Consider the following 13,360-nt stretch of genomic DNA (forward strand, 5'->3'; position numbering starts at 1 on the left):
TTAGAAGAAGTTTCGTAGTCGAATAAAATAATGAACTTGCGTCCCGCCTGAGCCATTGGTACTAAGTCAGGATGCAATCGTTCATCAAAATCCCGTCTTCCGACCCGCCCGTTCCAAATTCCCGGAAGTGCGATCGCTACAAACCCCAAAGAGAGCAAGCAAGCGGCTTTCTTCTCGCCCTCGCATAAGATAATCGGAATTTCTGGATGCTGTTTCACCCACTCCCAAAATATTAGCGGATTGAGTTGATCCAGTAAGCGTAGCGCCAAAAGCGAATGATAGCGCTTAATTAAATAGCGTTTTGCAACTTTGTCCCAAATGGGGTTAGCGATATCGAAGTAGGTAACACGGTTTGCTGTCTTGGGTGGCGACTCGTATTTGACTGGTTTACCTTTTTGCCAATCAATGCGAGGAAAGTTGGGCTTGATCCGCCCCCATTCCATCGGTTGCCAGTTTTTGAATGGGTCAAGTGATTGAATCCACGTCCCACCTAGTAATAGATGCTGATACATTTTTATGTATCCATCTGTTACCCGACCCGCATTCTTGCGTGGCAGTTTATCAGATATGAACAGGAAATCATAAACTGATTCTCCCTCAATGTGGAAAAAGTTGCGCTTAATTAACGCCGGATGAATGGCGCTACCAGCTAACAACTCATGGTATTCCGCAGCCGTGAGATTGTTTGGATATTCAGTTGGAGAGGCATTCATCGGTTCTCCCCTCGGAATTCCTTAGAGAGAACTCTTTCAAGCTGCGAAACTCTTGCTCTAGCCTGGATATTCCGAAAATTTCCCTTCGTCACAGCACAAAATTGCCATACGAAAGCTGCACTCGACCCCATGCGCTCTAATACTGCGCTCTTGGGGCGTTCTCTGTTTTTCACTATATTTTCCCCTGATAACTCGGTTTACAAGTTCAGAGGGGGTTGCATCAGTTATCAGTTATCAGTTATCTAATCTTGGACTCTACTCCCAACTGATAACTGGTAACTGTTATTCGCGCTACTACTGCTTTTAACTACAAAATTCGGGATATTTCTTAACCAAACTTAACTTTACCTAAAATTTATGAATTTCGACAGCAAAAACATACCGCAGGGAATGGACTTTCCAGGCGGCAGACCCTATAATGGATCTGGTAGCGCGGTAAAAACTCTCGGACAATTTAGTAGTCGCACCAGTGGCCAAACTTTAGCGACAACTTCTTTTGTTCCTTCGAGATCAAACCCGCTCTAGATCAATATGAAATTTGCAATACGTAGAAAGCGCGACTCCTTAGTGGCGCTTTTTGCATTAAACAGTCGTACTGTTGTATCTTCACCTCCATGCCTCCTTTCAATTAGCTTGATTTTACAGAAGTTCTGGTCGTCTTACTCAGTCGAGGTAAGAGCTTTAATTCAAATGTATTAGCAGAAGATATTTGGTTTAGGTTAAGATACCTAGACACAAGCTTTTCAAAACAAACCCATTGAGTTAATCAGTGATCAAAAATACCCACAGGCGGTGTTCCTTGGTTGACGTTGGTCAACTTCTTTCACACTTTTATGCTCAAGCTAGACCGGATAATGTACTAGGATGCGTTAATCTCCCTATTAAGATGTAGCATTTAAATCAATATAGCCTAGAAAGGTAATTTGAGAACCTAGCTTCAGTTAATAATTGTGAACTTTGTAGACATTTTAAGTACTAAGGAGTAAAATATAACCTCATGTATACCTACTTACGTAAGGAAAAGTCGGCATGAATTCAAGCCAAGTTTTAGACGTAAAAAGAGTATTAGCAGTATTAGAAGAACAAGTGTTTCAATCTACAGGAAGGTATTTAACAGAAGTAGAAAAAGTTCTTATTAGGGGAGTTTGGGATAGTAAAGATTATAAAGAGATGGCAAGTGATTCGGGGTATAACGCATACTATTTGCAGCAGAAAGTAGCTCCACCACTATGGAGTATGCTTTCAGTAATTATTGGTGATGGAGTAAAAGTAACAAAAATATCTTTGAAATCTATTTTGCTTAAGCTAGCAAAGAGGGATTATCTGAAGGAAGAGGCATCCCGATTGGATAACGATGGTTTCGTTGGCAATATTAGAATTTATGGAGAATTGCCTAAAATCAAATCTTTTTATGGACGAAAAGATGAAATTAACTATTTTAAGAAACAAATTACTCTATTTAAAGAGCGCTGTATAGTTTTTACTGGAGTTGGAGGAATAGGAAAAACTTTATTAGCCTCTAAATTGGTTGAAGAAATAACTTTTGATTCTTTAAGCAGTATATATGAATGTATAATATGGAAAAAAGTTAATCATTCGTTGTCAATTGATGAGTTAGTCATTGACTTAAATAAAATTTTTGAAATAGACATGGAAGCAAGTGAAAACTCTTTTATAGATAGCATATCTTTACTATCAAGACAGCTTCACTTACATCGTTGTCTACTAGTAATTGATGGATTTGAAAAGCTATTGTTAGCAGATGATTTTGGAAAAAGATTACAATATGAAAAATTCCTTTTAAAACTTACAGAAGGGAAGCATGAAAGCTGCATTATTATAACAAGTCAGTTGCCTTTGAAAGAATTTGCTTCTGTGACTACAAGACTACCTATTCGCTCTTTCAAATTAGAAGGTTTAGATGTAAATGCTGGAATGCAAATATTACAAGAAAAAGGTTTAAGTGGGCAGGAATGTAAGCGATTAATTGAAAACTATTCTGGGAATCCATCAAGTTTAGAAGCGTTGGCTGACAGAATTAATCGCTTTTTTGATGGGAGTGTAAAAACATTTTTTAGATATCAAACTACTATGATTGATCCTCAGCTTGAAACAATGCTACACCAGCAATTTGGACAAGTTGGACTTTTAAATAATCTTCAAAGGCAAATAATGATTTATTTGGCAGAAGAAATGTCAGAAAACTCGACTCCCATTGAATTCTCTAAACTCATTGATAATTTAAAAGAGCGAGTAGATTTGAAGTTGTCAGTTTTTGAACTAATTACAGCAATAGAAGTTTTAGAACAACGCTCATTAATTGAAATTGCTGGGAAATCGAACAAACGAGAAGCTAGTTATAGTTTACAAGCATCTATTAAGAAGTATATTTTAGTTGATCCATTGGGATTAGTACATAAAATACCAGATACAATACAAACAAGGGAAGTTACCTTGTGGGCTACTGCATAAATCCTCTTTGCACCCAACGTCATAATCCTGATAGCGCTGAAAATTGTTTAGTATGTGGAAATCCATTGATAATAAACGGGCGTATTCGTTTGCTGCGCCCGTTGCGTTCTTTGGAGCAAAATCCATATACTTACACAGATGTCTTTGAAATTGAGGATATTGGCACAGAAGAACATCCTCAGCCTCAAATAAGAGTAATGAAAGTATTAAGATGGATTGATGATTCTAAGTTAGTTGAGCTACTTAAAAGAGAATCACTCATATTACAAATCCTAGACCATCCTGGAATTCCCAAGTCTAATAGGGAAGATTATTTCACATTTAGGCTGAATGATAATCTTCTAGAACTACATTGTCTAGTTATGCATAAGTTTGAAGGAGAGAACTTGACTCAGTGGGTACAATCTTATGGACGAATTAGCCAAGAAATGGCTTATGAATGGTTATTGCAGTTGATGGAGATTCTTGATTTAGTTCATCGGTCTGGTTTCTTCCACAGAGATATCAAACCAGAAAACATTGTTCATCAACCCGATGGGAATTTAGCACTTGTTGATTTTGGTGGAGCAAGACAGCTTAGTAGAACCTACTTTGCCAAAGTTAGTACTAGTGGAGGAACTACTACAGGATTCGGTAATGGTTACGAAATAACTGCTGTTAGGACAGCTTGTTACTCTCCTTTAGAGCAAATTCATGGACAAGCCGTACCACAGTCAGACTTTTACGCTTTAGGTAGAACTTTTGTTTACTTAGTCACAGGTATTTCTTTAATTGAAATCAAAATGGACGAGCAGACAGGAAGACTAATTTGGAGAGATAAAGCACTTCACATAGATAAATTTCTGGCTGATTTACTTGATGATATGATGGCTCCTTTTGTTGGCCAGCGCCCACAAAATACTCAAATAATAATACAGCGTTTGGAGCGCTTACCTAATCAATCAAAGCTTAATCGAGTAATTAAATCAAAGCCGTTTCAACTTAGTGTGTTTGTATTAGGTTTATTAAGTATTGTTGGTTTGATATATGCATCTTTACCTTTAGTAGCTAAATATTATTTAGATTCCGGTAAAAATGCTTATAAAGAAAATCAATTTGATCAAGCTGAGAACGATTTTCAAAAAGCAGTATATTTGAATCCTAGCTTAAAATATACAGTAGCAGATTATTTTTTAATTCAAGGTAAAGAAGCTTATAAAGAAAGTAGGATTGCCGATGCTGAAAAAGACTTTCAAAGAGCAATAAAGTATGGACATGATTTAACTAATTCAGTCTCAACTTTTTATTTTGAGAAGGGTTTACAGCATCAAAATGACCCTAAGATTGCTAGAAAAAATTACGAGCTAGCTATAAAGTACAACCCGAAGGACGATACTGCTTATAATAATTTAGCAATTGCGTGTCAGCAGTTATATGACTATAATTGTGTTAACAAAACTTACGAAATAATTTTTAAGTTAAAGCCTAACAAATGGGAATCACATTACGGATTAGGTGATTTTTATGATGGACAGGGAGAATATGATTTAGCAGAAAAGCAATATGAAATCGCTATTAGAAGTAGCGATCAAGCTATGTTTGCTGTTGCGGCTTTAGCAAGATTGAAAAATAAAAAGGGGGATTATAGAGCAGCAGCTAGTTTAGCTTTAAAAGGTTTGCAGAAAACTAACAATCGGGAATTACAAGCATCGTTGTATAAAGATTTAGGATGGGCAAGGTTAATGGAAAATAAGTTAACTGAAGCCGAAAAATATCTAGAAAAAGCGACAAAGTTAGATAGCGAAAGAACAGATGCATATTGTTTGCTATCTCAAGTAGAAGAATCATTAGGTCAATTTAATTACGCCAGAGCTTATATAGATGCTTGTATTTTGACTAAATCTAGTCTACCAGAAGTGTTTCGCTGGAGACAAGAACTGCTAGATCGCATACTTGATAAATGATAAGATGCTCAAGCCATTTATGCTTGTAAAAGAATGAAAAAGCTGATGTTTTTTGGGGGAATGCACTGTTTAACTTCTTTAATACTAATTCATCTACCATTGCTAGCAAATGTACCGCTCATAAGAGTAAGAAGAAATCAGGTTCATTGTGATCCACAAATGGGAAGGATAATAAGTAAGGGTAACAAGCACTTGTCAGCAGGGAGCTTAATTTGTAAGGGAGATACAATAAAAGTTGTAAATGGTGATTATGTAGAATTTTTATGCTTTAGTTCTGGAAAGATTTTAAAATTATCTAGTGGAACTATTCCTCTTGATAAATGTGCAGAGCCTGACGAAGCCTTATCCACTTGCAATCCAACCAATACTAATGCGTGTCACATACGAAAAGGTGGCACAGAAGGGAGCGATGAGCCAATAATCATTTCTCCTCATAGCACATCAACATTGAATTCTCGTCCAGAAATAACTTGGACTGCTGTTAAGGGTGCTACTTCTTACAAAGTCAAAGTAAAAAGTTACGAGTTTGGGTGGGAAAAAGTTGTAAATCAAACTCGGCTTGCCTACCCAAGTGATGAAAAAGAATTTCAACCTGGGACTCCATATACAATATATGTTTTTGCTTATAAAGATGGTGAAGCTTTTAGCTATGATGAAACGTTTGTGGACGTATTATCTGTAGCTTCCCAAGAACAAATTGCACAAAATATTAAACGGATCAAAGACTTAGGGCTACCTCCAGATGAAACTATTCTTGACGTAGATGTTATTTATACGGCAGAAAATCTTTTAAATGAAACAATTGAGATGTTAAAAACGGCAACAGCAAATAATAGGCGAAATCCGACTCTTTACAGAGTACTGGGCGATCGCTATCTGAAGGCCAAGTTGCCAAAGGAGGCGAAATCCGAATATATCAAGGCATCTGAGTTAGCGAAAAGTAGCAATAATTCCAAAGAGTTCCAAAAAGCCCAAACAGGGCTAAAATTAGTGGAATTTTACAACCAGCTTCCAACCAGGAGGAACCCACCCCAATAATAAGCCTTCTTATATTTAGGATTTGACAGTAAACTTAATTGCGCCTGACGTAGTGCTTCTGCTTTTGGCAAGCCATTGTTCAAACCTTTATAAAATTCTTGCATAAGCAAAGCGGTAGAATCAGCTTCCACGCGCCACAAAGTAGCAACAGTACTACGCGCTCCTGCTTGGGCAGCCATTCCCGCAATACCCATTGCTGACTGCTTGTTGCCTTTAGCTGTTTCGCAGGCGCTGAGAACAAGTAACTCAATTGCATCTTGACTATTTTCAGTTTTACCTCTGATTAAGCTGTCAAAATCTCTAATATTAATTAGCTTGTCATAGGCAACCAGTACTGTTTTGAGTGGGTCAGAACTAAATTGACCGTGGGTAGTAATATGTACAATAGGAAAATTATTTTGAGTTAGTTCTTCTTTAAACTTTTTAAGGGTAAACTTATTGTCTAACAAGGCAACTGACGATTTAGTTTGTTTTTCTACATTTTTTATTTCCTGTTTTGATGAGAGCAAATTATCCATATTTTTAGGTGCATTTGGATCTGTAGAACTGGGGCTAAGTTTTGATAGTCCAGCTATTAAAGCTATCATCTGGTTTTCATGTAAGACTCTAGGTTGTCTAATTTTAGAACCTAAAGTTTCTGCAATACTGTAACGTTCTATTAGATAATGTTTTCCATCATATAACAATGCCATTGGTATGCTTTGGAAAGATTTATCTAAAGTGAATACGAGTGTTCCTGATGTGGGTAGATATTTTTTAATTGGTGCAATTAGCTTTTCATAAATTCCTTGAGAAGAAGTAGTAATGCTGCTTTCGCCAATCTCAGAAAAATTTTCATTTTGTAAAGCTGCTAAAAGATGATCTATCTGGAATCGAACTAGTTTAGAATTAATAGAATGGTGGTGAAGTGAGCCATCTGTTGACTGAGCAATTACTTCTATACTATCCCCTAAATCAATAATGTGAATTACTGTTGGGGCGCTATTGAGGTTCTGAAGCTGATTCAAAGCAACAAGGTCAAGCTTGCCACATCTGAGAAAGTTTTCTAAGCGTGCTATCTGCAACCCTTCGTTTATCTGTATTACTTTTTTTAAATCAGGATTAGGAGCGGATAGGAGTAATCGCATATAGTTGCGATATGTCGGTTCCATTTCCTCCTGAAAAGAGAACTGTAAGTCCCCATTAGTTGACAAAAGGCTATCACGAACTTGAGTCATATTTGTGATAGCCGCATTATAATTTTTAGTCGCTAACTCAGTTTGACCCTGTTTCTCGTAAATCTGCCCTAACTGCTGCTGCCATTGATAAGCGATATCCGAAGCTTGAATTGATTCAGCTAACTCTAAAGCCTTGCTAAAATATGCCTGTTTTTGTTCTGTTTGTGTTGATAATTTACCCAGAGTTCCGAAACTATAGGATAACCATCGGGTACTATTAATAGTTCGAGCCATTTGGAGAGCTAATTTGGTATACCGAATTGCCACAGATTTTAACTGTTCATCTGGGATCTGACTCAGGTTATTAGCCAAGTTCAATCTAGCATGAATAGATGGTTCAGGTGATAACTCCAAAAAGGCAGAAGAATTTTCATCTATTTTATTTACCAATACTCGGATTTGTTGATTAACTTTCTGATGAAGGTTCGCTTGATTTGGTTGATGAATTAGCCATTTTTCAAAACTTATCAGTAAAGTCAAATGATTCAACTGAGCTTGCAGTTTAGCTGATTTCGAGATATTTGGTATGTTTTCTAGTATTTGGTAATACAAGAGTGATTTTTGCGCCTTTTGTGGAATAATATTAGCAATCTGCTCTCGAAAAAGTGGTTCCTCTATCCAAGAATATTTATCTTGCAATTGCTGATAAATTGTCTGTTCAATATTACCCAAAGATAGATAAATTCCACTAATCTTTGATGAAGATACAAGGTTTGCTAACGTTAATGTTTCTTGTAGAACTGTTTGAGATTCATTTAACTTCCCCAAAATCCGCAAGACTTCTCCTAGATTATTTAATCCAAGCAAGTTAACTGATGTTGGTTTCTGCTTACCAACTAATGTCGTCAGTTGCTCGTTTTCAGCAAGAGCGGGTTTTTGCAAAGTCGTGTCACAAAGACCTAGATTTGTATTCAACTTCAAAGCTTCTAAAAGTATATTGCAAGCTTCTTTGTGTAATCCTAATGCTTGGAAAGCAAGGTTTTGATTAATCAGGCTTTCCGTAATTCCCTCTTGATCGTTTAGTTGACGATAAATTTTCGTAGATTCCTGCCAAGTTTTTAAAGCTTCGTCCGCACGATCTAGAGCTAATTGTTCGTGACCTGAAGAAGTCAGGGATACCGCTTGATTTTTGAGAAATTCTTTTTCTTTTTTTACAGTCTGGGCAGGGGAAGATGATTGAATTAAAATTAGAGACAGCCCTAGAATACCTGAGAAAACATATTTAAAGCAACATTGAGGTGAAATCATTTTTATATCTTTTTACCACTGAGATCCTGAAAAACAAGAACTTGCATACAGTGAAGCATTATCCCGGGTTGGATTTGCTTGGTCTGTCGTCAAAACTAAATTACCTTGAGAATCCCGAATCAAAACGTTGGCTTCTATGATTTGTGTAGCTTGGTTACTTCTTAATGATTTTGGATTATGTGAATTATTAAAAGGTGGAACTGGAACAGAGTTACTTTGCTCAACATTGTTATACATCAGGTTGTTAGGCTTAGATTGGATATTGCGAGTACTACTAACTCGAAAACTATTTACTTCTGTGCCTGCTTGTGCCTGACAAACTGGGATGATTTCAGGAGTTATTGGAATTATTTCTGTTTTTAGTTGAATAGGGTAAATGTTAGTATCAGCGATGTTGTATTGAACAGTACCGTTAATTCCGTACTTGGAATTAGCTGTAATCAAGCTATCAGGGGAAAAGAAAAGTCCCTTAGCATTAATTGTGATATTCCCACCACGACCCTCAAAGGCATTTGCGGTGATGCTGCTATTTTTTATTGTAACTAGGATATCTGTGTTGATAGTGATGTTGCCGCCGTCGCCATTACCCCCAGCAGTCGCAGTAATGATACTGTCACGTAATTGTAAGTAACCAGAGTGTAAGAAAATGTCGCCTCCTTGGCCTTTTGTGCCGCCCTCTGTGCCAGCTGTGATAGTACCTCTGTCTAGATTGATACTGTCTGCGTTGATTCGGAGGGTTCCTGCATTTCCTTGTCCTGGCTGAAAGTTGAGATTTTTTGGAATTTTTTCACCACCAATATTTACTCTTCCACCATCAGTGACAGTTAATCGTTCTACTTCGATTGTCAGATTTCCAGCCTTTCCAGTTCCTCCAGTTCGAGCTGATATTCTGCTAGGAGAATTACCAGTTAGTGACTTTCCGGTTACTTGCACTTCTTCGTCAACATTTATAGATACGTTGCCTCCCGAGCCCTGCCCAAATGTGCCTGATGATATCACTCCTCCAGAGCGTAGACTTAACCGCGCAGTTTCAATCTTAATGTTACCGCCAGATCCGGTAGATCCTCGTTGGGCCAAACTTGTTATGGAACTGCCTGCATTGGCTGTTAGTTTTCGCAGTACTTCTACTGAATCATGAGCTAAGATATCTATAGAACCAGCATTTCCGAAGCCATACGTACCAGCAGCGATCCCTGCTCCATCCCGGACATTTAACCGCCCAGTTTCCATATTGATGTTACCACCAGCTCCGGTAGCTCTTGGGTAAACTAGGCTCGATATACCAGTGTTGAAAAACGAATCAACTTCTGGTAATCCCACCAGGTTCACTGAATCTGAAGCATTAATTTTCAATGTTCCCCCCGTTCCTGCTCCTAATGTGCTGGACTCAATCTGAGAACCACCGTCTAGCATTAACTTCATGGCTTGTATTTGAATATTGCCACCACCATTCCCACTGGCATCAACTGCTGCTGCTCCAGACAACTGGATCTCTCCAAAGGCTGAGATGCCTGAATATTCCAATGTCCAGCCTTTATCTGTAGGAATCAGATTGACCAAACCTGCTCCAGCCACGCTGCCTAATTCAATCTGTCCCCCTGTTGTTTTAAGGGTTCCGCGTGAGAGTAGTATATTACCACCCACCAAAGCTAAGGTTTGATTTGACTGCACGCGCAGACCAGAACTAGTATCTATGAGGTCTGAAGTTTTTCTTATACCTTGGCCGTCTCCAAAGACGCGAATATTTCCCGCATTTGTCCCAAATCCTAATCCCACAGGCACGCTCACTGTCAACAATGGTTCTGCACCACTAAGGGGTTTAGCATCGAAGGAGATGCCATCAGCAAATTTAATATTACTGGCAGTAGTGCCGACAAACGAGCCGCCAATGTTTAGTGAAGCATTCAGCCCAAAAACAATCCCATTGGGATTAATAAGAAATACGTTGGCTATGCCGTTAGCTTGAATTAAACCATCAATATTAGATACTGAGCTACCTGTCACTCTTGTCAAAATGTTTTGGATGTCTGGGGCATTTTTGAAGTAGACTGCGCTTCCTGTGGGTACAGAAAACTGTTCAAAGCTGTGGAACAAATTGCTTCCGACTTGGGTTCCTCCCGTTATTGCATTGGTATTATTGCCCTCTATTGTGACGCTGGAGTTGACTCTTAGGGTTGCATCTGGAACAATTTGTGCCGCAATTGGCTCCCAAGGCAATAGACAAAACAAAGTGCTGCCCTTAATAAGCCAGGATAAAGCTTTTGTCATAAATCATGGTAAAAGTTTCTCGGTTGGTCTCTGAATTATTTGTTTTTAGTACAGACTTGCACCCTGCACCCGAATTGATTACCAATGATATAGATTAATAGTAGCGGTAGCGTCTTGTCAAATTGGATTGGAGACAGAGGCTTTTTCTCTAGTGGTAAAACTGTTAATATTTTCTCAAATCCGAGCGAAAGTGATCGGGAGCAAAATACGTTTGTGGATTTATCAGTGATGAGCAGAAAACGTAGTGAGTCCTTTAATGAAGTTGCAGAAATCTATGATGCAGCACGCCCTAGTTATCCATCTCAATTGATTGAAGATGTAATTGAGATGGCTAATCTTCCAGATTCAGCTTCAATTTTAGATATTGGAACAGGGACAGGTAAGGGAACTGTTCCATTTGCTGAAAAGGGCTATGCTATCTGCTGTTTAGAGCCAGGTGAAAGACTGATTGCAATAGCATCTCAAAATATGCGTTTATATCCAAAGGTGACATTTGAGACAGTTACTTTAGAGGATTGGAATTTACGCCCAAAAGCCTTTGACTTAGCAATATCTGCTCAAGCCTTTCATTGGGTAAATCGTGAAAAAGGGTATCCAAAAGTTGCACAAGCTTTAAAAGAAAAAGGTTATATTGCGTTTTTTTGGAATTTCTCTATTTTACCCGATACTTCAATATTTCAGGCACTCAAAAAAACGTTTCAAAAATATGTACCTACAATATCTAATGCTAAACCATCCTCAGTTGAATCACTAATAAAAAAAAGAGAAACCTGGATATTAAATAGTTTTTGTTTCAAAAATTTAGTGGTCAAACAATATCCTTGGTCTATTGATTATGATGCAGAGCGATATCTAGGTCTTCTGAAAACTCAAACTGCTTATCAAGAATTTACTGAAACTAAAAAGCAAGATTTTTCTGATGCTATTATACAGATATTAAATGCTCACGGGGGATATGTTACCAAACCCTATTTATCGGTTCTTTTCTTTGCTCAAAAAATTTAAATAAGCCCTTTCATTCTAAATAAAATTCAATATCGAGTGTGGGTTACAACTCATTTCAAACCCGATAGGGAAAAACTACGGGTTTCAACCTAGATGAGATTCATCTAGTCACCCCAAATGCAATACTCGCCGTCAAATAATCAAGCATTAGCGGTTGTTTTACCCATGTCTTGAAGAGGGTATTTTCTAGAATACGCCCAAACAGTATTTTGTTGTGGTACCTCTGGCGTAGTGGTTTTTTGATAATTGGTCTATGAAATTTTTTAATGAGTTTTATATTTGGTAGTGCTTTAAGGCTGCAAAATATAAAAAGCAATGAAAAACCCCAACCTGTTTAAAGGATGGGGGCATAAATAAAAACTCTATACTTCATGATGACACAACTCAATATTTGTTCGACTGCTGTCAGCCTGGAGGTGGAATAATGAACAAACCACCATCCAGACGCAAGAAAATTACCCCTGCGACATCTGAGGAACCAAAGCTAGCAGCCGACTCTGCTGCCGAAAATATTTCTGCCCAAGATAAGCCAGCATTAGCAACCATCGAGGTTGTGGCTGTTGAAATCAGAGAGTTGACCCCTGAAGAACAAAACGAGCGGCTGAACTTAGAACGCCGTGTAGAACGTGCGTTTTTAGAAGCAGGCCAGGCGCTGATGGAGTTGAGGGACAGACGGCTGTACCGTTCCACGCACCGGACTTTTGAAGAATACTGCCGCGAACGCTTTGGTTACAGCCGTGATGCAGCGTACTTGAAGATTTCGGCTACTGCTGTTTACGAGAATCTTCAAAAGTTTTTGCCGACCAATGGTCAGCAAATTCCAATGCCGACCAACGAACGACAACTGCGGTTTTTGGCAAAAGCTGAGTTGGAACCGGCTGTGCAAGCGAATGTATGGCAGCAGGCAGTAGAGCAAGCTGGCAATAAGCTTCCATCTGGTCGCATAGTGAAAGACGTTGTGGATAGGATACGCGAAAGTCCAAAAATCCCCAATCCTTACCATATTGGTGAAATATGCATTCTTCTGCCAAAAGACAATCCAGACTTGAGAGGGAAAGCGGGTTATTGGGGTGTGGTAACTCATGTTGGAGACTATAGCTGTACAGTTCAAACCTGGGATGGTGACTATACCGTAAAAATCGAACACCTGAAATCACTGGAACTGCTTGATGAAGATTGCCAATTCATGCAGCAGTTATGTGTAAGGTTACGGCAGTTGCATCAAGTAACCAACCGTGACGAGGCTGTGGATTGGCTGTTGCAGTGGTTGGGGAAACAGGCCAAACCTTATCTGTCATCCTTGCAGTCAAAGCTGCTGGCATTTGTTGAGAGAGAGTACAACCTTGTTTGGAAGCAGCAGAAGTGACGATACAGCTAGTAAACAATAATTTAATGCAACAAAGTTTACTAAACTCGTTCACTTTCAAATATTTCTCGCCACAATTCAAATTCTGGA

8 protein-coding genes are annotated in these 13,360 nt (G+C 38.5%); 5 read left to right on the forward strand and 3 right to left on the reverse strand.

Annotation, left to right across the window (positions count from 1 at the left end; translation table 11 throughout):
• A partial coding sequence (locus GNF10_RS29475; protein WP_185607313.1) for a DUF3854 domain-containing protein occupies positions 1-713 on the reverse strand: 713 nt, incomplete at its 3' end.
• Positions 714-1,742: 1,029 nt separating this feature from the next.
• Between GNF10_RS29475 and GNF10_RS29480 the strand changes: the two genes are divergently transcribed.
• Genes GNF10_RS29480 through GNF10_RS29490 form a run of 3 tightly spaced genes read left to right on the forward strand, consistent with a single transcriptional unit; the run spans position 1,743 to position 6,166 of the window.
• On the forward strand, positions 1,743-3,185 hold the full coding sequence (locus GNF10_RS29480) for an NB-ARC domain-containing protein (protein ID WP_185607314.1): 1,443 nt from the start codon (positions 1,743-1,745) through the stop codon (positions 3,183-3,185).
• Entirely contained in the window at positions 3,170-5,128 is a 1,959-nt protein-coding gene (locus tag GNF10_RS29485; protein WP_185607315.1) for a tetratricopeptide repeat protein, read from the forward strand. The genes GNF10_RS29480 and GNF10_RS29485 overlap by 16 nt, the downstream gene beginning before the upstream one ends.
• Before the next feature lie 33 nt (positions 5,129-5,161).
• Positions 5,162-6,166, forward strand: a complete 1,005-nt coding sequence (locus GNF10_RS29490) for a M48 family metallopeptidase (protein WP_260445989.1) — start codon at positions 5,162-5,164, stop codon at positions 6,164-6,166.
• Here GNF10_RS29490 and GNF10_RS29495 read toward each other — a convergent pair.
• Together GNF10_RS29495 and GNF10_RS29500 are read right to left on the reverse strand one after the other, a co-directional pair.
• A complete protein-coding gene (locus GNF10_RS29495) occupies positions 6,127-8,631 on the reverse strand; it encodes a CHAT domain-containing protein (RefSeq protein ID WP_185585498.1) in 2,505 nt (834 codons plus the stop codon). The two genes, GNF10_RS29490 and GNF10_RS29495, sit on opposite strands and share 40 nt — an antisense overlap.
• A gap of 12 nt (positions 8,632-8,643) precedes the next feature.
• Entirely contained in the window at positions 8,644-10,899 is a 2,256-nt protein-coding gene (locus GNF10_RS29500; protein ID WP_185585499.1) for a filamentous hemagglutinin N-terminal domain-containing protein, read from the reverse strand.
• A 114-nt stretch (positions 10,900-11,013) separates the two neighbouring features.
• Between GNF10_RS29500 and GNF10_RS29505 the strand changes: the two genes are divergently transcribed.
• Together GNF10_RS29505 and GNF10_RS29510 are read left to right on the forward strand one after the other, a co-directional pair.
• Positions 11,014-11,904 (forward strand): class I SAM-dependent methyltransferase, encoded by an 891-nt coding sequence (locus tag GNF10_RS29505; protein WP_260445988.1) that lies wholly within the window; start codon positions 11,014-11,016, stop codon positions 11,902-11,904.
• Between the two features lie 424 nt (positions 11,905-12,328).
• Positions 12,329-13,270 (forward strand): hypothetical protein, encoded by a 942-nt coding sequence (locus GNF10_RS29510; protein WP_185585500.1) that lies wholly within the window; start codon positions 12,329-12,331, stop codon positions 13,268-13,270.
• Positions 13,271-13,360 lie beyond the last annotated feature (90 nt).

Origin of the sequence: Nostoc sp. UCD121, from assembly GCF_014222285.1 — a bacterium.
Lineage (GTDB): Bacteria > Cyanobacteriota > Cyanobacteriia > Cyanobacteriales > Nostocaceae > Nostoc.

Excerpts from the sequence above, each read along its gene's own strand:
- GNF10_RS29480 (WP_185607314.1), top strand. The coding sequence starts at position 1,743 with ATGAATTCAAGCCAAGTTTTAGACGTAAAAAGAGTATTAGCAGTATTA.
- GNF10_RS29490 (WP_260445989.1), top strand. The coding sequence starts at position 5,162 with ATGAAAAAGCTGATGTTTTTTGGGGGAATGCACTGTTTAACTTCTTTA.
- GNF10_RS29495 (WP_185585498.1), bottom strand. The coding sequence starts at position 8,631 with ATGATTTCACCTCAATGTTGCTTTAAATATGTTTTCTCAGGTATTCTA.
- GNF10_RS29500 (WP_185585499.1), bottom strand. The coding sequence starts at position 10,899 with ATGACAAAAGCTTTATCCTGGCTTATTAAGGGCAGCACTTTGTTTTGT.
- GNF10_RS29510 (WP_185585500.1), top strand. The coding sequence starts at position 12,329 with ATGAACAAACCACCATCCAGACGCAAGAAAATTACCCCTGCGACATCT.